The sequence below is a fragment of the Aquirufa regiilacus genome, assembly GCF_032470275.1.
Taxonomy (GTDB): domain Bacteria; phylum Bacteroidota; class Bacteroidia; order Cytophagales; family Spirosomataceae; genus Aquirufa; species Aquirufa regiilacus.
The window spans coordinates 86,674-108,147 of the sequence record NZ_JAVNWW010000001.1 but is presented as its reverse complement, the minus strand read 5'-3'; the positions used below and the strand labels follow the sequence as shown (position 1 = coordinate 108,147).

Annotated in this window: 18 protein-coding genes; 6 read left to right on the top strand and 12 right to left on the bottom strand. The window is 42.5% G+C overall.

All coding sequences use genetic code 11. The features are described 5' to 3' along the window. Positions 1–67: 67 nt before the first annotated feature. From PQG45_RS00510 to PQG45_RS00490, 5 genes are all read right to left on the bottom strand, one after another. On the bottom strand, positions 68–985 hold the full coding sequence (locus tag PQG45_RS00510; protein WP_315577335.1) for an ion channel: 918 nt from the start codon (positions 983–985) through the stop codon (positions 68–70). 7 nt (positions 986–992) lie between these two features. Beyond that, entirely contained in the window at positions 993–1,715 is a 723-nt protein-coding gene (locus tag PQG45_RS00505; RefSeq protein WP_316070065.1) for a sulfite exporter TauE/SafE family protein, read from the bottom strand. Beyond that, positions 1,715–2,521, bottom strand: coding sequence for a phytoene/squalene synthase family protein (locus PQG45_RS00500; RefSeq protein ID WP_315577337.1), 807 nt, complete (start codon positions 2,519–2,521; stop codon positions 1,715–1,717). The genes PQG45_RS00505 and PQG45_RS00500 overlap by 1 nt, the downstream gene beginning before the upstream one ends. A 7-nt stretch (positions 2,522–2,528) precedes the next feature. Beyond that, positions 2,529–4,001 carry a phytoene desaturase family protein gene (locus PQG45_RS00495; RefSeq protein WP_316070064.1) on the bottom strand — a complete coding sequence of 491 codons (1,473 nt, stop codon included), beginning with the start codon at positions 3,999–4,001 and terminating at the stop codon, positions 2,529–2,531. Between the two features lie 117 nt (positions 4,002–4,118). Next, positions 4,119–4,622, bottom strand: a complete 504-nt coding sequence (locus PQG45_RS00490; RefSeq protein ID WP_315577339.1) for an RNA polymerase sigma factor — start codon at positions 4,620–4,622, stop codon at positions 4,119–4,121. Positions 4,623–4,820: 198 nt separating this feature from the next. On the opposite strand from PQG45_RS00490, the gene PQG45_RS00485 reads away from it, so the two are divergent. After that, positions 4,821–7,157 carry a TonB-dependent receptor gene (locus PQG45_RS00485; protein WP_316070063.1) on the top strand — a complete coding sequence of 779 codons (2,337 nt, stop codon included), beginning with the start codon at positions 4,821–4,823 and terminating at the stop codon, positions 7,155–7,157. Here the strand turns inward: PQG45_RS00485 and PQG45_RS00480 are convergent. From PQG45_RS00480 to ileS, 6 genes are read right to left on the bottom strand one after another with little or no spacing between them, the layout of a single operon-like run. Beyond that, positions 7,154–8,566: a murein hydrolase activator EnvC family protein gene (locus PQG45_RS00480; protein ID WP_315577341.1), complete on the bottom strand. Its 1,413-nt coding sequence runs from the start codon at positions 8,564–8,566 to the stop codon at positions 7,154–7,156. The two genes, PQG45_RS00485 and PQG45_RS00480, sit on opposite strands and share 4 nt — an antisense overlap. Beyond that, positions 8,566–9,390, bottom strand: a complete 825-nt coding sequence (locus tag PQG45_RS00475) for a DUF4292 domain-containing protein (RefSeq protein ID WP_315577342.1) — start codon at positions 9,388–9,390, stop codon at positions 8,566–8,568. Before PQG45_RS00475 ends, PQG45_RS00480 begins: the two co-directional genes overlap by 1 nt. Positions 9,391–9,415: 25 nt before the next feature. After that, positions 9,416–11,143 (bottom strand): tetratricopeptide repeat protein, encoded by a 1,728-nt coding sequence (locus tag PQG45_RS00470; protein WP_316070062.1) that lies wholly within the window; start codon positions 11,141–11,143, stop codon positions 9,416–9,418. A gap of 6 nt (positions 11,144–11,149) precedes the next feature. Beyond that, positions 11,150–12,190, bottom strand: a complete 1,041-nt coding sequence (locus PQG45_RS00465) for a hypothetical protein (RefSeq protein ID WP_316070061.1) — start codon at positions 12,188–12,190, stop codon at positions 11,150–11,152. Beyond that, positions 12,190–13,578, bottom strand: a complete 1,389-nt coding sequence (locus PQG45_RS00460; protein WP_315577345.1) for an MBOAT family O-acyltransferase — start codon at positions 13,576–13,578, stop codon at positions 12,190–12,192. Before PQG45_RS00460 ends, PQG45_RS00465 begins: the two co-directional genes overlap by 1 nt. 6 nt (positions 13,579–13,584) lie before the next feature. After that, positions 13,585–16,989, bottom strand: coding sequence for an isoleucine--tRNA ligase (gene ileS, locus PQG45_RS00455; RefSeq protein ID WP_316070060.1), 3,405 nt, complete (start codon positions 16,987–16,989; stop codon positions 13,585–13,587). A gap of 80 nt (positions 16,990–17,069) precedes the next feature. On the opposite strand from ileS, the gene PQG45_RS00450 reads away from it, so the two are divergent. Genes PQG45_RS00450 through PQG45_RS00435 form a run of 4 tightly spaced genes read left to right on the top strand, consistent with a single transcriptional unit; the run spans position 17,070 to position 19,979 of the window. Continuing rightward, positions 17,070–17,687, top strand: a complete 618-nt coding sequence (locus PQG45_RS00450) for a 5-formyltetrahydrofolate cyclo-ligase (protein ID WP_316070059.1) — start codon at positions 17,070–17,072, stop codon at positions 17,685–17,687. 30 nt (positions 17,688–17,717) lie between these two features. Continuing rightward, positions 17,718–18,224 carry a hypothetical protein gene (locus PQG45_RS00445; RefSeq protein WP_315577348.1) on the top strand — a complete coding sequence of 169 codons (507 nt, stop codon included), beginning with the start codon at positions 17,718–17,720 and terminating at the stop codon, positions 18,222–18,224. An 11-nt stretch (positions 18,225–18,235) separates the two neighbouring features. Further along, on the top strand, positions 18,236–19,228 hold the full coding sequence (locus tag PQG45_RS00440; protein WP_315577349.1) for an aspartate-semialdehyde dehydrogenase: 993 nt from the start codon (positions 18,236–18,238) through the stop codon (positions 19,226–19,228). A gap of 34 nt (positions 19,229–19,262) precedes the next feature. Beyond that, complete coding sequence (locus tag PQG45_RS00435; RefSeq protein ID WP_315577350.1) at positions 19,263–19,979, top strand: pyridoxine 5'-phosphate synthase; 717 nt, start codon at positions 19,263–19,265, stop codon at positions 19,977–19,979. A 41-nt stretch (positions 19,980–20,020) separates the two neighbouring features. On the opposite strand, the gene PQG45_RS00430 is transcribed toward PQG45_RS00435, so the two are convergent. Beyond that, entirely contained in the window at positions 20,021–20,623 is a 603-nt protein-coding gene (locus PQG45_RS00430; RefSeq protein ID WP_315577351.1) for a hypothetical protein, read from the bottom strand. Between the two features lie 245 nt (positions 20,624–20,868). Here PQG45_RS00430 and PQG45_RS00425 point away from each other — a divergent pair, with 245 nt between their 5' ends. Then, on the top strand, positions 20,869–21,468 hold the full coding sequence (locus tag PQG45_RS00425; RefSeq protein ID WP_315577352.1) for an RNA polymerase sigma factor: 600 nt from the start codon (positions 20,869–20,871) through the stop codon (positions 21,466–21,468). Positions 21,469–21,474 lie beyond the last annotated feature (6 nt).

The window sequence follows — 21,474 nt, the reverse complement described above, 5'->3', positions numbered from 1 at the left end:
CAAGTAAAAAACTGATTTTCCTGAACAAGAAACTGATAAAAATCGAATAGCCATCTATTCGATTTTTTTATTCTTGATCAATGAGGTTTAGTTTGGCTAAATCCAAATCTGTACGTTTGGATTTGCTGAAATACATCGGCAAGAATTTAAATCCAAACTTAAAATCTTGAATGGCATAGGAAATACGCGCAACCACCATGGATGAATAAACCTCATCAAAGCCCGTTAAGTAAGCTGAAATTTCAGGCTGAAGATTAACAATTTCTTTTTGAGACAAATCTTTAAAAGGACTATCCTCATCAATTGGATGCACGACCGTCCAATTCAAGACCAAACTATCTACGCGGCTTCGCTCCAATTTCAAATTGTAAAACCGGTAGGAATTATCTTCCATAACGATGCGCACATTCACTTTGATTTCAGCATTCGTTAATAGATGGTCATCCTTGTAGCAAACCAGGCGAAACATCAATGCTTTTCCACCCTTGTAGTGCGTATAAACAATCAAATCTGAAAATCGAATGAACGCCCGAGGACGAGAAAATCGGCCATATAATAAACCCGTCGCAATGGCTAAGGACAAAAAGCCGATCAATGATTCAATCGCGGCAATCCAATTAGCCGTCTCACTTATTGGATTAATACGCCCATAACCCACTGTGGTTAAGGTCTGCGTTGAGAAAAAAAACACCTCTTTTAATTTCCCCAACGAGTCTTTTTGATGGGATATTCCTTGCAAACCTTCAGTGCCCGAATACCAATAGAGTGCGGTAAAAAAACAATTAATTAGTAGATAAACGAAAAAGATGACAAGTAGAAATTGCCAACGAGGCATCGTCAACATATTTTGATAATTACTAACCCGATGATGCACGCGAATACCGATCCTGCGGATATTGAAGGTGCCGTCCTTATTGACCATGCGACCACCCATATCGGTGCTACGTTCCCCGAAACCCGTATTTTGATTGATACTTTCGTTCATAACTGAATTAAACAAACCACAATTTAACGGAAGCAATCACAAGCACCAAAGCTAATATCCATTTTACTTTGGTATTGGAAGCAATTCCAGCGCCCCATCGCGCACCTAAAAACCCACCAATCAGCGATGCAATCAACCAATAGACCAAAGAAGACTGATCTAACGGAATCCAAGTTTTTAGTCCGGCCAAGCCCGAAACCGAATTGACAAATATAAATAGCGCCGAAACCGCCGCCGCTTCTTTCAAACTTGCCCAGCGAAAGAGCAATAAGATGGGACTTAAAATAATTCCGCCACCAATCCCAATCATGCCAGAAAGCAAACCGATGGCTCCACCGGAAGAAAGCCCTGCCCAAAGCGGCAAAGGTTTAGATGCCGTTTCACGCAAAATAGAAATCATTCGAAGCACGGCAATGAAAAGACAAAATCCTAAAATTTGCTTATAGGTAGCATCACTCAAGGGGATGCGAGCCCCGACAAAAGCAGCGGGAATCGAAGCCAGCGCAAAAGGCCAAAACAGCCGCCACTTAAAAAAGCCTTGTCGGTAAAATGCGATAAATGACATCAAGGAAACACCTAAATTCAGCAAGAGCGCTGTTTGTTTCATAACAGCAGGTGCCACACTAAAAATAGCTAAAACGGCCAGATAACCCGAGGCGCCTCCATGACCGACCGAGGCATATAAAAATGCCATGGTGCCTAGCAAAAAGATTAGCAACCCAAATTCCATTATACGCGCAAATAAATTAATAATTTTTCCCAGTCAGGGACGCGAATACGTTCCGATTTCAAACGCTCAACAGGCACCTGCTTAATTTTTTCAAACAAACGAATGTAATATTCATAGGCAAGCAAGACCCCTTTTTTGGCCTTTTTTGGCAGGTTTTCGATTCCGCGTAAACCCGCATCGAAATCAAGCTGTATGTCGGCCTCTATTTCCTTTTTCTGCAAATCGGTCAATTGCTCGTAATCAATCCCAGGGAAATATACGCGGCCTCGGTCTTCAAAATCCGATTTAATATCCCGCAAAAAATTTATCTTTTGAAAAGCTGAACCTAAGGCACATGCATCAGGTTTTAGTCGTTCATACTCAGCTAAATCCCCCGCACAGAAAACACGTAAACACATCAACCCAACTACTTCCGCGGAACCATAAATGTATTGTTTATACAAGGCCACATCGTAATCACGATCTGTCAAATCCATCTCCATCGAATACAAAAATGCATCAATTAAATCCCGCTCCATATGAAAGGTATTGACAGCCCACTGAAACGAATGCAAAATGGGATTCAGACTGATTTTCTCCTCGATGGCCTGATACGTATCCTGCCGAAAACGAGCTAATAAAGCTGCTTGATCTTGATCGTAAAAAGTATCCACAATCTCATCGGCTAAACGAACGAACCCATAGATCGCATAAATCGCCTCGTGGTATTCCTTGTCGAGCGTTCGAATTCCTGAAGAAAAAGAAGTGGAATAGGCTTGCGTTAACCGCTTACTGGCATCCAGTGAAACTTGTAAATATAAATCCATGCTACAATTATTTCAAAAGCTTATCTACTTCTTTGGCAACCACAATTCCCGAAATCAAAGAAGGAGGAACTCCTGGCCCAGGAACTGTTAATTGGCCCGTATAAAACATATTTTTCAAATGACGATTTTTTAAACTCGGCTTCAATATCGCCGTTTGCATCAAGGTATTCGCTAGGCCATAGGCATTTCCTTTAAAGGCATGGTAATCTCCAATAAAATCTTGATGCGCGTAAGAACGTTTGTAAACAATCGCATCACGAATCGAGACACCACAATATAGCTCCAAGCGGTCCATGAGTTGTTCAAAATATTGCTCACGAACGGCCTCCGTATCTTCCAAATTAGGCGCAACAGGAATTAATAAAAAGAGATTTTCACAACCATCAGGAGCCACAGAAGGATCCGTCACCGAGGGCGTCGAAGCATAAAATAAGGGATCAGAGGGCCAAGAAGGATCTGTATAAATTTCATGGGAATGTATGGAAAAATCCCGATCAAAAAACAGGTTATGATGCTTCAAACGAGGTAAACGCTTGTTGATTCCTAAATAAAATAACAAGGAAGACGGAGCCATGACGCGCTTGTCCCAATAGGCCTCATCGTAATTTCGATGCGCCTCGCCAAGTAAGGTTTCCACATGGTGATAATCTGCGCTAGCGACCACGGCATCGGCTTCAAAAACACCTTTCGATGTTTTAACTCCCTTAACTTTCCCACCTTCAATCGCAAATCCGTTGACCTCAGCATGGTATTCAATTTGAACCCCTTTTGACAGGGCCAAATCCACCATGCCCTTGACAATTAAATGCATCCCTCCCATCGGATACCACGTGCCTAATTTAATTTCGGCATAATTCATCAAGCTGTACATGGCGGGGGTATTTTGTGAAATAGCACCCAAAAACAGAATCGGAAATTCCATTAATTTCAACAACGTATCAGATTTGAAAAACTTCCGCACATGGGAATAAAACGAAGAAAACACATCCATGCGAAGTGCATCTACTAGAATTCGTAAACTCAAAAACTCCGTAATTTTCACAGATGGCTTCCAGACAAATTCTTGAATACCCACTTTATATTTATAGGCGGCTTGCTCCAAAAAACGATCTAGCGCATTCGCCGCACCCGGCTCAATCGATTCAAAAAGATTACGCAAAGCGTCATAATCGGCCGGCATATCCACCACTTCCGAATCAGACAAAATAACACTGTATGATGGATCCAGGCGCTTTAAGGTATAATAATCAGACGTTTTCTTACCAAAACGAGCAAAATAATTGTCAAAGATATCCGGCATCCAGTACCAGCTGGGACCCATGTCGAATGTAAAACCTTGCTCCTTGAATACACGTGCACGACCTCCAGCCTGTTCATTCTTTTCAACAATCATCACCTCGTATCCTTTATCCGCCAACTCCGTAGCCGTGGACAAACCTGAGAATCCCGCTCCAATTACTATTACTTTTTTCTTTTTCATGCTAAACAAATATACTAAAAACTAAGAACCTTTTAACAAAAGAAAAAGCCAGATAAAATCTGACTTTTTACTACATCTTCTGTTAACCAAAAAACTAATTATTACAATATGAATAACCTATGCATACATGCTCAAATGACTTTTCAAGGTCTTTCTTGCAATGTGAATTCGATTCTTGACCGTACCAATGGGCAAATCTAATTCCTCGGCAATCTCATGGTATTTAAATCCTTCAAAGTACATGAGAAAAGGAATACGGTACATTTCTTCTGTATTTCGCATAGCCAGCGAAATATCCTCGTTCATGAATGAGCGCTCCGCACCATTCAACTGAATCGACTCCGAAGAATTGATGTAATGTAAATTATCCGTGGTATCAATAAACGTATTCCGACGAACCATCCGTTGGTATTGCGTGATGAACGTATTCTTCATGATCGTAAATAACCATGCTTTCAAATTTGTTCCATCCGAATATTTTTCGCGATTCGTAAACGCTTTGACTAAGGTATCTTGAACTAGGTCGTTGGCGTCATCTCCATCACGTGTTAAACGTAATGCAAAGGGCTTCAAAAACTTCGAAAAAGTACCTACCTGATATGAAAACTCTAAAGCTGTCATGTTTTTTTGTGCTTAATTGTCTTTAACAAATTTACCAAAAGATTAAACAAAACAAATAATTGTTTAACATTTTTCAAAATAAATTAAACAAAATTTTATCGACATGATTTGCGAGTTCGTCGTCTTTCCTTCGAGATTAAGCCAACAGCCTATGCAAATCGCATAAATGGAGCTATATTTAACGTCTTTTAATACCCCATGCACCGGAACATAATTTTCCTTTTATTCCTTTTAACTGCGAGTCTACCTGCACGGGCACAAAGTTCATGTGGCTGTACATTAGAAGGAAATGTCACTTCAAAAGAGAATAAAGAATCAATTCCTGGAGCATTTGTTTACATAAAAGGAACTAATAAATTCGCTCAATCCGACAGCAAAGGTCATTTTAGAATATCGGCCTTATGTCCTGGCTCATATACATTAATATGCCAAATGAGTAGCTTCAATTCCGTTGAAATTCCCATCTTAATCAAGGATGAAGAAAACCACCATGAGAATTTTAGCTTAGCCGACCACGACGAACATTTACAAGAAGTCATCGTCAGTGGAAAAAAAACTGAAACAAGCGCCCAGTTACGTGGAAGCCTCAGCAAAGAAGAACGTGCGGAACGCGATGGACTCAGCTTAGGCGAGATGATGCGCGGGATCAGTGGCGTGCAAAGTTTACAAACGGGAAGTAGCATTTCAAAACCCGTCATTCATGGAATGCATTCGTCCCGTGTCATTATTTTAAACCAAGGTGTTCGGCAAGAAGGCCAGCAATGGGGTAGCGAACATGCTCCGGAAATTGACCCATTCATTTCAAAAAACATTCAAGTAATCAAAGGCCCAGGAGGACTTCGCTATGGTGGAGATGCCATTGGTGGAATCATCATGATGGAACCTGACGCCTTGCCCGATACGGCCGGCATAAGTGGCGAAATCCAATCGATCTATTTTACAAATGGCCGACAAGGCGTTATTTCTGGCCTTTTACAAGGAGGCATCAAAAATAATAACGGTTGGGGATGGCGCATACAAGGCACCCTGAAAGATGGCGGAAATATTCAAACGGCCCATTACAACCTAGCCAATACGGGTATTCGGGAACAAAACTTTTCAGCCACGCTGGGCTACAAAATGAATAAGTGGTCGAATGATGTATTTTTCAGCCATTTCCATTCGGTTATCGGGATATACCTTGGGTCACATATTGGTAACGTAAATGACCTCGAAAAATCCATCGCCCGAACGAGGCCTTTTCCCATATTTACCCCCCAAGAATTTAGCAGAAAAATTGACCGGCCTAATCAAGATGTCACACACAGCCTAGGAAAGCTAAAGTCGCAATATCAATTATCCAATGGCCGGGCGATTCGGACAACACTAGCCGTCCAAAATGACGAACGACTGGAACTGGACGTACTTCGAGCCGGGAAAAATATAAACACCTTACAATTTCTACTACGAACATTTAACGGTGAAATACTGCTCGATGAATCAAATTCAAGCCAACAATGGAAAGGTCAATTTGGCGTAAATTTTCAACTGCAAGGCAATATAACCTCGGGAAAAATTGTTACCAATCCGACGCTAACCACAAGCCTGTTACCTAATTATTTCCAAAATACTTTTGGCCTATTCGCCATCGAACGATTGGTCAAAGAAAAATACGAACTGGAAGTTGGCCTCCGCCTCGATGAAAAAACCATCGATGTTCACCGACCAAAATCCAATTATTCCAACATCATTAACAGGAAGGAAAACCGCTATCTAGGTATTTCAGGAAGTTTAGGACTTAAATACCGTTGGACGGAAAATTTGGAAAATCATTTGATTCTGGCACGCGCTTTCCGTGCGCCAAGCGTGAATGAGCTTTTTTCTTATGGTGTTCATCATGGGGCAGCTGCATTTGAGATTGGCGACCCGAGCCTGAAGGGTGAAACGGCTTACAACCTGAGTTTAAATACCATCTATGCTCCTAAAAACCTGCAAATAGAAGTCGGCCTATACAACAATTACATCCAAAATTTCATTTACCTGCGACCGATGGTTGACAAAGGCAATGCTATCTATTTCACAACTGTCAGGGGGGCCTTCCCAGCATTCGCCTATGAACAAATCAATGCTGTTTTTCAAGGGATAGACGCCCAAATAAATTACCAAATAAGTCCTAAATTATCCGTCCAGCAAAAATCAAGTATTGTCCATGCGTTCGACGCAAGTCATAACTTTCATTACCTCGTCAACATCCCTGCCAATCGCTTTGAATATACCATCAGCTATCGATGGATGCAGGAAAAACAATATGTGAGCGTGGGCATCGTTCAAGTGGGGGAACAAACTCGTGTTGAACCTGGAACTGATTACGCCGTGCCACCTAAAGGCTACCAACTCGTTCAAGCAAATTGGGGCATACGTTTAAAGAAAATCGACCTCGGAGTTCGAATCAGCAATGCATTCAATACAGCATACCGCGATTATTTAAACCGCTTCCGATATTTTACGGATGACCAAGGCCGCAATATTAGCTTACGGATTTTGTATAAAATCTAGCGGCGCAACCAACTTTCTGGGTTCTGATGAACCGTGTTTTTCCATACTTGAAAATTGATTTCTGACGTCCCATCTTCATCAGATGCAACTGAACCGATGCGCTGTCCCGTTTTTACCTTTTGGCCCGTACTCACGGAAACATTCGCCAGTTTGCTATAGACCGTAAAATACTCTCCATGCTGTATCGCGACAACCATGTTTATACCGGGAATATTTTGAACCGTAGCAACGACTCCATCATAAACCGTATGTACCGGAGACCCAGCTGATGTCTGAATGTCTATCCCATTGTTATTCACCATTACCCCTTTTAAGACCGGATGTTTGTGTACACCAAAATGATCCGAAATAAATCCGGAAGGTACCGGGAATGGCATCCGACCACGCAATGCGGCAAACGAACTAGCTAATTTAGCCTCATCCGCATTCATGTAATAGGTATTCGAATTCAATACAGGCTCCTCGACTTTAGCAACAGGAGTAGCCACTTCTTTCTTCGGCTTAACAACTTCCTTTTTTTCAACACGTCCCTCTAATTTTGCTTCTTCTTTGGACTCCGCTCCCGTAGGCTTCTCATACTTTTTAACCATCCCCTCCTCTAATTTCGGTTTTGGTAAGGCAGGCTTATTTACCTCTAATTTGCGTGTTTGTGCAGCCATCCGTAATTTTCGCTCACGCTCCATCGACTTTTGAATCTCACGCTGTACAATTCCTGCAATCAAATTGTCCAACTTTCGAATGGCTAATTTCTTGCGCTCTAACTCCGTACGCAATTTCTTTTCTTGTTGGGTCAACACCGTCACCACCTTCGTTTCCTTTGTCTTCAACACTTCCAAGGTTGCTTTTTCCTTTTCTTTCTCCACCAATACCTTCTTCTCCTCATTCTTTTTAAACACGACTTGCTGCTTCTTAGTCATCAAATCCTGACGTGTTTCAAAAATTTTATGTGCTTGTTGCTTTCGGTTGGATGTAAAGTGACGGAGGTAATCGAAGCGACGGGTAAACTCGCCCAAGTCCTGCGACAATAATAAAAAACTGATTTTATTAGACACCGTTGAAACCTTGTGCGCCTCATACAACATCAAGGCATAGTTTTTCTTCAAGCGTTCTAATTTCGCTGCCAACACATCACTCTCCCGCGTTAATTTTGTCGCCTCCGCAGCAAGCATGGCCTGGTTCTCATTCAACACATTGATCTGCTTTTTCTGCACAACAATCTGCTCCTTTAAGACATTCAACTTCCCGATCGAAACATTCTTCTTCTTTGATGTACGTGAGATAATCGAATTCAATTCCTTGATCTTCGCTAAATTATCCTTCTTTTGTTGCTCTAATTGCGCCTTTTTATCCACCTGACCCCAAGCAGAGAACACACAAAACAAACTTATAATTAAACCGATATAACGCATTACTTCTTCAAAAATTTAGCTGGAATCCGAAAGGGAAACTCCAAAGGTGTTTCTAACAATTCTACTTTCGAATATTTAATTTGAATGACCGTCGTCACTCGTTTATCATCCTTGTTTTTTACGTCCAAGGTTATCTGACTCGAAAACGGGAATATAACCTGATTCAGATTTGTGAATTCCTCAAAATCCAAAGTCAATTTATTGCTTGATGGCTCGTCTCGAACCAATAATTTCTTCAACTTCCGATTCGGACCCAACATATTATCGATCTTTATTCGACCCGAATCCTGCTTGATAATGATGTTTTCGTTCTCCCGAATTACGCGCGAATTATTCTTTTTAAAGGGTTGATTCCCAACAATCAAAGACTGTAACATCCGGTAATCAATCCGAAAACCCATCATCGTACTCAAACTATCATAGGTCAGATTGTAATATTCCCCACTGATCTTTTGGTAAAACTGTACGCGGTCTTGACCAAACAAACCCGTTGCGCCCGTTAAGCCCGACTGTGAAATATTCACCCAAATAATGCTGTCTTTTTTAACGCGAATATCGACCGAATAATTGTCTGTATTGGTGCCCGACTTCCACGCGACCCGAGATTTGGCCTTCAAATAACTAAATGATAAATCATCCGCGGCTTCTTTGGAATCTCGCTCATCGGTCACACTGGGTTTTGGCTCCTCGTGCTGAATCGTATCAATGGGTAAAACCACACGAACTGTATCTACAGGCATCTGCTGAGCAACCTGCACAACGGAACCCGTTTTACAAGCCTGCAAGAGAACAAAAACCAAAAAGAGTGATACAAATCGACCCATAATACTATTGATATGCAAAATTATCTCAATTTTCGACAATTTGCCTCATCTTGATTTTTTTATCAAGATTTTGATTGGCATTTGGTAAAGCCTTTGCTTTTTCCCAACTACTTACGGCCTCCCGAATTCGACCCAAGCGAAATAATGCGTCGCCATGATGCTCCCAAACCGCTGAACTTTGAGATTCCTCATCCGCTACTGCCCTATCCAGGTAACGTAAAGCCTCCGCAAATTCCCCCTGCTGATACAAGACCCACGCATAGGTATCCAAATAGGTGCCTTCCTTCGGAAATTTATCAACCAATTGCTTTGACATCCCAGCCGCCTTCACCAATTGCTCTTTGCGTAAGGATAAATAATAACTGTAATTGTTTAAGACATGTTCATCGGTCGGATTCAATAACAACACTTTGTCAAATGCAGCATCCGAATCTTTGGATCTGCCGACGGCATGATAAACATCGCCCAACATTGAAAATAACTGCATATTCCAATTATCCGAGGGCTTGATGATTCCTCGAGCAATCTCCAGATACTTTAAAGCATCGGTATTATTCCCTTGCAGATACCGCGCGAAGCCCAATTGGAAATTCAAAAAACCTTGTCTAGGAAATGCCTTCAATGCCTCTAATGCGTGAACGGATGCACTATCGATTGCATTTAATTCAAAGTCCAACTGTATAATTCGTGCCCAAACCTCATATTTAGGATCCCCCATGCGCGCCGCGCGCAAATAGAACCGCTGACCCTCCTCTATTTTGGAAGCACTCACAAATAAATCTCCTTGTATCGCCAAAAAACGAGGTTCCTCCGGGTAGATGGACAACCAATGCGTTGCCAATTGATTAGCCTGCTCCCATTTGATTGGATCATCGATCAACTCAAAAACTTTCATCGTGACTTGTGCCACCATGGAAGGCAACACTTCATGATCCTCCGCGGCACGACGCAACTGAATGATACAGGAATCAAAATTTTTCTGGTGCAGGTAACCGTTCGTCAGCAATAAAGCGAGTTGGCCTTGCGCAGGATATTGCGCTTGCAAATTCCGCAGATCTGTTTGTACCGAATCTGCCTGACTCAAGTCCCAAGCAACATCCATCTGATCCCAGGTAAACAACTGCTCTTCATCGTCCAACGCAAGTAATCGTTGGCCCGCCTTCAATGCACTTGTCAACTGCTTCTGCTTTAATAAGATAAATTCTTTTGTCCGAATAATGGCAGGATATTCGCCTACATAATGATCCGCGCGATCCAAAGCTTGCAAGGCAAGGGCTCCTTGCTCCGACCATAAATAGGCCTGGGCCAACAACAAATTGACTTCGGGGTGCGACTCATCGTATTGGCTTAGCTTCGTCAAGCAGGTAATGGCTTCGGAAATCTGCCTATCGGCCAACAACTGCTCCGCAAAGAATAAGCCATAATCGAGCGAATAGGGTGACAATTCATGAGCTCTGCGCGCATGAACCAAAGCACTTTTGGGATTCTTTTCGGCCAGATAGGCTTTAGCTAGGTAAAAAGACAAGGAAGGTTCATTGGAAACAACCGATGCCAAACTCTCCCAAACCAAGATAGCCTCTGAAAAATCCTCTTTGATGTAATGACGCATCCCCTCCTGAAAAAGGGCTTCCTGTCCTGCCTTCGATTGGATTAATCTTTTACCTTGGGCAGTCACTAATGAAGAAAAACCAACAAATAACAAAAGCAGCAGCCAGCGCCTAAACAATCCCAAACCGATGTTTTGCTGCGTCATATTCCCCTATAGCTTAAGTAAATATTGATTCAGTTGATTCAACCAGGCCTGAGCCCCTTGCTGATTCCAATGCGAGTCCGATCGAAAGAAATAACTTTTACCCCCTTTGATTAACACCTGCGTCGGGTCAACTAGGTTTAGTCGACCTTGATTTGCATAAGCCAAGCTAGGTATCAAGTGATTCGTAGGCGTAGATTCCGTCTGTGTGATGGCAACGGGATTGGGTATGAAACTAAAAACGACTTCATCAAAACCTCTACTTTCCGCATATTGCTCGATTTTCGCCATGCGACCTAAAAGATCTTGGATGTTTTGTGAACGAAGCGGATAAAATGAACTCCCTTTTTGCATAGAATCCATGGTCTCCTTCATGTAGAGAAATTTTTGGTCCTCCGAAAGAACCACGTCGGCAGTCGTCCGATTAAACAAGCTCAAATTCCCTTGCGCTTTGAATGATTTAATAAAACTTAAGGCCTGGAAATTAAACAGGGTAAAATCAATATTCTGCTCCAAATTGGGATCATAAAGCGCATCTGCCAAACACGCATTAAGTTTTTCATCCCACGTCAAAGGCGCGCGATAGCCTTCCAAATGTGCCTTGACACGCATGATGTCAATAACATTCCAAATATTCCGCTCGACGCTCTCAATAAGCAATACCTTTTTATGACTGGAAGGTGTAAATGCGATTGGGGCACCGCCCCCATCCGACCATTTCCGGAAGTCTAAACGTTTAGCACGCGCAAAATTGGACGTATCCATCTGCATATAGCTATACAAATAACTATCCCCAATAATATACAAATCCGTATCGCGTAAGCCTGGGGAAGTATATTGATTCGAAATCAAGGACGTATCCTTTTCCAAGCGAAAAGCAGGCAAATAAGTAAGGCCATACAAATCCCCGAATCGGTATTTATCGGAACCCAAATTTCCTTGCTGCTGATACCTTGCCTTGGAAATCCAACGCATCGCCTGATCTGAACTACTGATTCCAAGAACCCCTAGCAGAACAATCAACACCAAAAAGGCCAGCGCTTTTTTCATTAAAACTGAAAGTAAATAAACTGTTTTAAACTAAATACCCCCAAGAAATAAATCGCCAAGAGCATCAGCGGCAATAGCCACATCTTTGGACGCATTTTTTTACTTGATTGACGATCCCAAACCAATAATCCCACAATCAAAAATAAACTCAAAATGATTTCATTCCGATGCATTCCCAAGGGTGCATCGACATTCCAAACCCCTAAACGATTAACAAATAAGTTTATTTCCGCGAAATGGGGCAAACGGAAAAATACCCAAGCAAGAGTTACCAATGCAAATGTCCAGAGCTGTAAGAATCGCAAATAAAACCCTCGAGCATGTTCGGGTGATAATACAGGGAATCGCCGACTCAGCGTAATACCGACCAATTGAAAAATCCCATGCAAGGCACCCCAAATCACAAAATTCCAACTCGCGCCATGCCAAAAACCTGAGATAATAAAGACCACCATGATATTGAAATACCATTGGGGAATGGAAACCCGATTGCCGCCTAGTGAAAAATACACATAATCTTTAAACCAAGTAGAAAGTGAAATATGCCAACGGCGCCAAAAATCCGGAATGGACTTCGCTAAATAAGGTGCGCGAAAATTGGTCATCAAATCAAAGCCCATCACTTTCGCCGCTCCGATCGCCATGTCGGAATAGCCCGAAAAGTCACAATAAATTTGAAACGAATAAAACACAGCCGCTAAGATCAAATTCCCACCAGATTGAATTGCCAAACTGCCATATACGGAATCTACTAAAATAGCAAGACGATCAGCGATAACGACTTTCTTAAAAAGACCTTGCGCCATTTGAAACAGACCCGCTTTTATCCGTTCCGTATCCCAGAAATGCTCTTCGTAAAACTGATGAATGAGGTTTTGGGGACGCTCGATAGGGCCAGCAACCAACTGTGGATAAAACATTACATATAGGCTGTAAATCCCAAAATTTCGTTCTGCCTTTTGGTGCCCTCGATAAACCTCAATGGTATAACTCATGGCTTGAAAAGTATGAAAGGATAATCCAATGGGCAACAGGATCGACAACTGAGGAATCTGAACAGCGTATCCAAAATAATTTGCCGCGACCATGAAATTGCCCGTAAAGAAGGCATAATACTTGAATACCGCTAGAACACCCACATTTGCCAACAAACTTACCGCTAAAAATAGCTTCTTCGCATTGCCTTGAAAACGTTCCAAATAGATCCCGGCATAGTAATCCACCACGATGGTAAAGCCTAAAATACCTAAATAAATGGGCTGAAATGCCATGTAGAAGTAGCACGAGGCAAGCAACAAAAGCACCCAACGAAAGCGATGTGCCAATAAAAAATAGGCGGTGGTCACAATTCCAAAAAACACCAAAAACTGCAAGGAATTGAATACCATTGTCTGTTAGTTGATTACCTGAATTTGGGCAAATAAAGTTGCGTCATCCATCACAAGTTCTGCTTTCTCTCCTGTTAAAGCTGGTGAAATCGTAATGCTCAAAGCTTGAACCTCTTGCTGAATATAGCCGCCAAAGACTTGAATACTTTCCATCCACGCGGCAGGACCTTGTTCAACAACAATCGAAATCTTATCGACTACATCAAAACCGGAATCCTTTCGCAAATTCTGAATACGATTAACAAACTCCCGAGCCATTCCCTCTTGAACCAATTCCGGCGTCAAGGTATTATCCAAGGCAATGGTCAATCCACCTTCTGAAGCAGTTAAATAACCAGGCATGTCTTCCGTAACTATTTCAATATCCGCTAATGAAATGTCAAAGCCTTGTAAATTAGCTGTTCCAGCTGTTTCAATCTGCGACAAATCACCCGAGCTCATGCCCGTAATCACTTCGGCAACGGCCTTCATATCTTTCCCGAATTTCGGACCTAAGGCCTTGAAATTTGGTTTGACTTTCTTGCTTAATACGCCGGATGCATCGTCTAGGTAATTCACCAACTTCACATTCACCTCGGATTTAATCAAATCTTCCACTTGACGTATTTGCTCACGTGCGGATTCCTGTAACACAGGAACTAACACTTGTGCAAGCGGCTGGCGCACTTTTAATTTATGCACCTTACGAATCGAGTGAACCAATGAACAAATGCGTTGTGCCATATCCATCGAACCTTCCAAATCCGCATTTTGCCAAGCAGGATTCACCTGTACAAAATCAGTTAAATGTACCGAAGTCGCACCTGTTAAATTCTTATATAACCAATCCCCATAGAATGGAGCAATCGGCGACATTAATTGCGCAACCGTCGTCAAACAGGTATGCAAAGTTTGATATGCCGCGGCTTTATCAGCTGAAATCCCTTGGTTCGTATCCTCCGGATTCCAGAAGCGTCGGCGTGACAAGCGAACATACCAGTTGGACAAATGATCACACACAAAATCCTGTACCGCACGTCCTGCTTTGGTTGGCTCATAGGTTGCATAAGCCTCATCAACTTCCGCAACCAAGCTACTTAATTTTGAAAGGAGCCAGCGATCTAATTCCGTCAAATTGGCCATTTCAACCCCATTTGAATTAGGCGTAAACCCATCCAAATTCGCATACATGGCAAAGAAATTATAGGTATTTGTCAGCGTACCAAAGAACTTATTACGCACCTCGGTAATGCCTGCTAAATCAAATTTCAAGTTATCCCAAGGTTGCGCATTGGTAATCATGTACCAGCGCGTAGGATCCGCCCCGTATTTCGAAAGCGTATCAAATGGATCAATCGCATTGCCCAAACGTTTGGACATTTTATTGCCATTTTTATCTAGGACCAAACCGGTCGAAACGACATTTTTAAACGCCACCGACTCTTCCACCATAGCCGAAATGGCATGGAGGGTAAAGAACCATCCACGTGTTTGATCCACCCCTTCCGAGATAAAATCCGCCGGATAAGACTGTTTGAAAATTTCTTGATTCTCAAATGGGTAATGCCATTGCGCGAAAGGCATCGCACCTGAATCAAACCAAACGTCGATCAAATCCGCCTCACGTGCCATAACAACTCCTGATGGACTTAATACAAAAATATTATCCACATAAGGACGGTGTAAATCCGCCTCACCTGCCTTCACTGCCGCAATAAATGCTTCGTTTCCATTGCGCTGTTCAACACTTAATTTTCCAGAATCAATTGCCTTGGCTAATGCTTGTGTTAATTCTTCTACCGAACCAAAACACAATTCTTCAGAACCATCTTCTGCGCGCCAAATGGGCAATGGCGTTCCCCAATACCGAGAACGAGACAAATTCCAATCAACGAGGTTCTCCAACCAGTTTCCGAAACGACCTGTACCCGTCGACTCGGGTTTCCAGTTAATTGTGTTATTCAATTCGATCAATTTATCCTTCACTGCCGTGGTTTTGATAAACCAAGAATCCAATGGATAATACAAAACGGGTTTATCTGTACGCCAGCAATGTGGATACGGGTGATCAAATTTCTGAACGTTAAATGCTTTGTTTTCCGTTTTTAATTGGATTGCAATGCGTTCGTCAACAGACAAATATTTATCACGGCCCTGCTTGATTTTGGCCGCTTCTTTTTCTTCTTCGCTTAAATAAGCCTCTTTTACGGGCTCTAAGGCATAATCCGTCACCTCTTGAACGAAACAACCTTGGCGGTTCACCAATGGCACATCCTTTCCGTTGGCATCTTGAACAAAGATCGCCGGAATGTTATTTTGTTGGGCTACCCGAAAGTCATCCGCACCAAACGTAGGCGCCGTATGCACAATTCCCGTTCCATCTTCCGTCGTCACGAAATCTCCTAAAATCACGCGGAAAGCAGGACTTACTGGCTGAACATAAGGCATCAATTGTACATATTCCACGCCTTCGATATTGGATCCTTTGAACGTATCAACAATCACATACGGAATAGCACTAGGCTTTTTCTCAGCCGAAACGTAGGCATCAAAATCGCCGTTTTCTGCCGCAGCTTGGAAATAATTCTTCACCAAATCCTTCGCTAAAACCACGTGAACGGGTAAATAGGTGTAAGGATTAAAGGTCTTCACCAAGACATAAGCGATGTTCTTCCCAGCCGTTAACGCTGAGTTAGACGGTAAAGTCCAAGGCGTCGTCGTCCAAGCCAAGATATAAACTGGCTCTCCTCCTGATTTTTCAAATAAAAAGGCTGATTTCGCCGTGTTTTTTGCCTCAAATTGAGCGGTCAAGGACGTATCCTTCACATCGCGGTAACAACCTGGCTGGTTTAATTCGTGTGATGACAAACCTGTACCTGCCGCTGGCGAGTACGGTTGAATCGTATAGCCTTTGTATAAAAGTCCTTTGTCGTATAAACGTTTTAAGAGATTCCAAACGCTTTCAATGTAAGGGGTTTGATAAGTCACATACGGATTCTCTAAATCCACCCAGTAACCCATTTTTTCCGTCAAATCATTCCACTGATCCGTGAATTTCATGACCGTCTCACGGCATTTTTGATTGTATTCTTCGACCGAAATCGATTTGCCGATGTCCTCTTTGGTGATGCCTAATTCTTTCTCAACTTGCAATTCAACGGGTAGGCCGTGGGTATCCCAACCACCTTTACGCTTCACTTGCTTGCCCTTTAAGGTCTGGTAGCGACAGAAAATATCCTTAATCGTACGCGCCATCACGTGGTGAATACCGGGTGTACCGTTTGCCGAAGGAGGACCCTCGAAAAAAGTAAAGCTCGGATTCCCCTCACGGGATGAAATCGATTGTTCGAAAATTTGATTCTCTCTCCAGAAATTTAGTACCTCGTCCGCTACAGCAGCATAATCTAAATTTTTGTATTCCTTAAAGGCCACAGTCTTGTTGTTTTTTATGAAATAATCGGCAAAATTGAAGCAAAAATAAGAAAAAATACCGAAAAATTAAGGCCAAAGCCATGAACAAATCTCGCCTCCGACAGCTTGCACTGGCCCGACGCAAAAATGTGTCGGCACGCATCTTTGCGTTGTTGAACGAGTCGGCCCAACAAGAATTCATGGATTTCATCACGAGCTTTCCACAGCCACGAATAATCATGAGCTTTCAGCCGATAGTCGAGCGGAAGGAAGTTCAAATGGAGACAATCCATCAAACCTTGTGGTCGCTTGGGCACAAACTTTGTTTTCCACGTGTGGAAGGTGAAGATTCGATGTTGGCCTATTTCGTGCAAAAAGAGGACACTTTCATCACATCGGCCTGGGGAATTAAGGAACCGAATCCCTTGATGCATACAAAAATAACCGCAACCGACATTGACCTGATCATCATTCCCCTATTGGCATTCGATTCCAAAGGCAACCGCGTGGGATACGGGAAGGGATTTTACGATCGATTTCTTATGGATTGTAGGCCAGATGCCATCAAAATTGGTATCTGTCTAGACGAAGCGGTTCAGCGGATCGATGACGTGGAAGCGCATGACATTCCATTGGACCTTTGCATTACCCCCACGGGCATCCACCTTTTTGATGGATTTTATCAAAAAAATCCTTTTGATTCAGAATTTAAGCCCTAATTTTGCAAGCTACTTAACCCCGTTTGGTTCGTGAAAATCAAGCAATTACTCTTCTGGATACTTTGTTTTGCCTCCTTGGAATTGAGGGCCCAACAAACGACAACAGAAAAATTGTATCCGATTGAACAAATCCAGCAGGGGTTTAGTAATAAGTTCGTTTACAAGCGGCAGGTGATTGAAAATCCATTGGCGTTGCAGATTCCATTATTGGAAGCTAGGGACCCCGAAGTCAGTTTAGAATTCAACACCTATAAACGCCAACGTAAACTGATGACCTGGATATCGAGCATTGGACTAGGCGTATCCGCTTATTCTTTGTTGAAACCCGGTCAAGTGACAGAAGGATTTTATTTGTCTACGATTGGTGCGGCGGCTCTTGTGAATGTTTATGTGGGAACCGTCAGTATGCGTCACTTAAAACGTGCTTTAACAAAGTACAATAGCTTGGTGGGAGAAGATCCCAAAATAAGCTTTGAAGTAAAATCCCATGGCGCGCAAGGAGCGTCTATGGTATTACATTGGAAGTATAATTTTTAATTAATATAAACATGAAAGTTGCTGTTGTAGGCGCCACAGGATTGGTTGGCGGCGAAATCTTGAAAGTATTAGCGGAAAGAAATTTTCCTGTCACTGAAATTATCCCAGTAGCGTCTGAGCGCTCTATCGGTAAAAAGATTGCTTTCAAAGGAAAGGAATTCGAAGTGGTAGGTTATGAAACAGCAATCTCGATGAAACCCAACGTAGCGATTTTCTCTGCGGGTGGGGGCACATCTTTGGAAATGGCACCTCAGTTTGCTGCAGCTGGAATTACCGTTGTTGATAACTCGTCTGCATGGCGCATGGACCCTACTAAAAAATTAGTTGTTCCCGAAATCAATGCAAGCACATTGACACCAGAAGATAAAATCATCGCGAATCCAAACTGCTCAACCATTCAAATGGTTGTCGTGATGAATCCATTACACAAGAAATACAAAATCAAGCGTGTGGTTGTTTCTACGTACCAATCGGTAACGGGAACAGGTAAGGCTGCCGTGGACCAATTGTTCGATGAGCGTGCAGGAAAAACCGATTACAACAAAGTGTACCCACACAAAATCGATTTGAACGTATTGCCACACATTGATTCATTCTTGGACAATGGCTATACAAAAGAAGAGATGAAGATGATCTTGGAAACCAAGAAAATCATGATGGATGATTCGATTCAGGTGACTGCGACAACGGTTCGTATTCCTACGATCGGGGGTCACTCAGAATCTGTGAACATTGAATTCGAAAATGATTTCGATTTAGCGGAGGTTCGTGCTATTTTAGAAAAAGAAGAAGGCATCATCGTGCAAGACGATCCAAAGAACTTCGTTTATCCGATGCCGATCACCGCACATGGAAAAGACGAGGTATTTGTGGGACGTATTCGTCGGGATGATACGCAAAAGAATACCTTGAACTTATGGATTGTCGCGGACAATTTGCGTAAAGGTGCTGCAACCAATGCAGTCCAAATTGCGGAATACCTCGCGGCTCACAACTTAATTTAATGAGAAGGCCGGTGATACCGGCCTTTTTTATGCCATGACAAGACTTAGTGTAAATATCAACAAGATTGCCACCCTACGTAATTCGCGTGGCGGCAATAATCCCGATGTCATTCAGGTGGCCTTGGATTGCGAGCGCTTTGGCGCGGAAGGCATTACGGTGCATCCGCGTCCGGACGAACGTCACATTCGTTACGCAGATGTGCGCGCGTTGAAAGAAGTTGTTACGACAGAATTCAACATTGAGGGTAATCCGATGGAACCCTCCTTCATCGAATTGGTGATGGAAGTCCGCCCAGAGCAAGTAACCTTGGTTCCCGATGCGTTAGGCCAAATTACCTCGAATCACGGTTGGGACACCATCCAGCACCAGGGATTATTACATGCATTAATCGCCCAATTCAAGGAAGCGGGTATTCGCACATCGATATTTGTTGACCCAATACTTGAAATGGTGGAAGCAGCTGCGACGACCGGTACCGATCGGATCGAGTTGTATACAGAACCTTATGCAGAACAGTTTTTTGAGAATCCGACTCAGGCGGTGTCGGCCTATCGGAAAGCAGCATTTCGTGCGAGCCAACTAGGCTTAGGCATCAATGCGGGACATGATTTGAGCTTGGAAAATTTGGCATTCTTTAAGGCGAATGTTGCCCCTTTGGATGAAGTATCGATTGGGCATGCCTTGATATGTGATGCTTTGTATTATGGATTAGAGAACACAATCCAGTTGTACAAAAGAGCATTAAGTTAACAGCAAGGCCTGTGTTTTGCACAAGCCTTGCCGTTCAATCCTTATTCGCGATCGCCAGTTAATACAACTTGGCCACCCGCAACAGATAATTTAATCGCCGTGATTTTTCCTTCAGCGCGTGAAAAAATCACATCCGCATCGTATCCTTGAATCGTAGCAGAAAAGGTATCCTTAGCGTTGCTAGGTTTCAAGACAGCACCTTCTGCAGGATTTGCGTCAGAGCTCAATGCCAATTGACCATCTTTCATGGCAATGACAATTTTCTTCACGTATTCGTTGTCGGCCATTTTGAATGACGCAACATAATCAGCTAAGGTAGCACCTTCTTTTTGGCCTGTTAACACTTGACCTTGTGCTTCGATTTTTACACCTTTCACAGCACCAGCCTCACGAGTAAATACAACAGTACCGCCCATGCTTTCTAATGCAAATTCATCTGCATTTTTTCCTGGAGCTAATTCCGCATCTGGGAAACCTTCAGCAGCCATGATGACTTTGCTGTCTTTCACTGAAATCGTAATCGACTTTACGTATGGATTTTCGGATAACTTAAACGTACCTGCATAATCGGCAGGATTGGATTGTGCAAGCAATTGAACAGCTGAAACGCAGATGACAAAAGCTAAAGAGAATAATTTTTTCATAAGGGAGGTATTCGATTAAAGATGAAACAAAGCTACGCAATTTGGCAAAACCACCTTTGATTAATCCCAAAAAAGATGATTTTTTTACCAGAATTTTGTCGCTCAAATAATTAAAACGATTTTGATTTAAAAAAGTTTTGGCTACATTTGGAACGTCATCAAGACAAATATTAATCAATTCGCCCAGTAAATCGATAGGAGATACAATATGAGATAAACCTCTACGTTAACAATTTTGAAGTTTTATGATTAAAATTCAGGTTAGCGATGCGGCTTTATTATCAGCGTACATCCAAGGGGACGATAAAGCGTTTGAGACATTAGTCAAACGTAGTAAATCCAAAGTTTATACGACTATTTATTTGATCGTTAAGGACCGCTACATTGCGGAAGACTTAATGCAAGAAGCATATATTAAGGCCATCGACGTGATCAAGTCGGGCCGCTACAACGAAGAAGGGAAATTTTTACCCTGGATTCTGCGTATTTCGCATAATATGGCGATTGATCATTTTCGGAAGGAAAAACGTTATCCGACGATTGTATTAGAAGATGGCTCGAAGGTTTTCAACAGCTTTGATTTTGCAGAGGACTCGGTCGAGGAGCAGCAAATGAAGGCGGATCAAGTAGAGAACATTCGGGAAATGATAAAAAAATTACCTGATGAGCAACGTGAGGTATTGGTGATGCGACACTATGAAGACTTAAGTTTTCAGGAAATCGCAGACCAAACTGGCGTTAGCATCAATACTGCCTTGGGAAGAATGCGTTATGCGCTCATCAACCTGAGGAAAATGCTAAACAAACAAGAGATTGCCTATGACGCAAAGCTTTACCCCAAATGACCTTAT

Coding starts and splice junctions, on each gene's coding strand:
- PQG45_RS00510 (WP_315577335.1), bottom strand. CDS start 985: ATGAACGAAAGTATCAATCAAAATACGGGTTTCGGGGAACGTAGCACC.
- PQG45_RS00505 (WP_316070065.1), bottom strand. CDS start 1,715: ATGGAATTTGGGTTGCTAATCTTTTTGCTAGGCACCATGGCATTTTTA.
- PQG45_RS00500 (WP_315577337.1), bottom strand. CDS start 2,521: ATGGATTTATATTTACAAGTTTCACTGGATGCCAGTAAGCGGTTAACG.
- PQG45_RS00495 (WP_316070064.1), bottom strand. CDS start 4,001: ATGAAAAAGAAAAAAGTAATAGTAATTGGAGCGGGATTCTCAGGTTTG.
- PQG45_RS00490 (WP_315577339.1), bottom strand. CDS start 4,622: ATGACAGCTTTAGAGTTTTCATATCAGGTAGGTACTTTTTCGAAGTTT.
- PQG45_RS00485 (WP_316070063.1), top strand. CDS start 4,821: ATGCACCGGAACATAATTTTCCTTTTATTCCTTTTAACTGCGAGTCTA.
- PQG45_RS00480 (WP_315577341.1), bottom strand. CDS start 8,566: ATGCGTTATATCGGTTTAATTATAAGTTTGTTTTGTGTGTTCTCTGCT.
- PQG45_RS00475 (WP_315577342.1), bottom strand. CDS start 9,390: ATGGGTCGATTTGTATCACTCTTTTTGGTTTTTGTTCTCTTGCAGGCT.
- PQG45_RS00470 (WP_316070062.1), bottom strand. CDS start 11,143: ATGACGCAGCAAAACATCGGTTTGGGATTGTTTAGGCGCTGGCTGCTG.
- PQG45_RS00465 (WP_316070061.1), bottom strand. CDS start 12,190: ATGAAAAAAGCGCTGGCCTTTTTGGTGTTGATTGTTCTGCTAGGGGTT.
- PQG45_RS00460 (WP_315577345.1), bottom strand. CDS start 13,578: ATGGTATTCAATTCCTTGCAGTTTTTGGTGTTTTTTGGAATTGTGACC.
- PQG45_RS00450 (WP_316070059.1), top strand. CDS start 17,070: ATGAACAAATCTCGCCTCCGACAGCTTGCACTGGCCCGACGCAAAAAT.
- PQG45_RS00440 (WP_315577349.1), top strand. CDS start 18,236: ATGAAAGTTGCTGTTGTAGGCGCCACAGGATTGGTTGGCGGCGAAATC.
- PQG45_RS00435 (WP_315577350.1), top strand. CDS start 19,263: ATGACAAGACTTAGTGTAAATATCAACAAGATTGCCACCCTACGTAAT.
- PQG45_RS00430 (WP_315577351.1), bottom strand. CDS start 20,623: ATGAAAAAATTATTCTCTTTAGCTTTTGTCATCTGCGTTTCAGCTGTT.
- PQG45_RS00425 (WP_315577352.1), top strand. CDS start 20,869: ATGATTAAAATTCAGGTTAGCGATGCGGCTTTATTATCAGCGTACATC.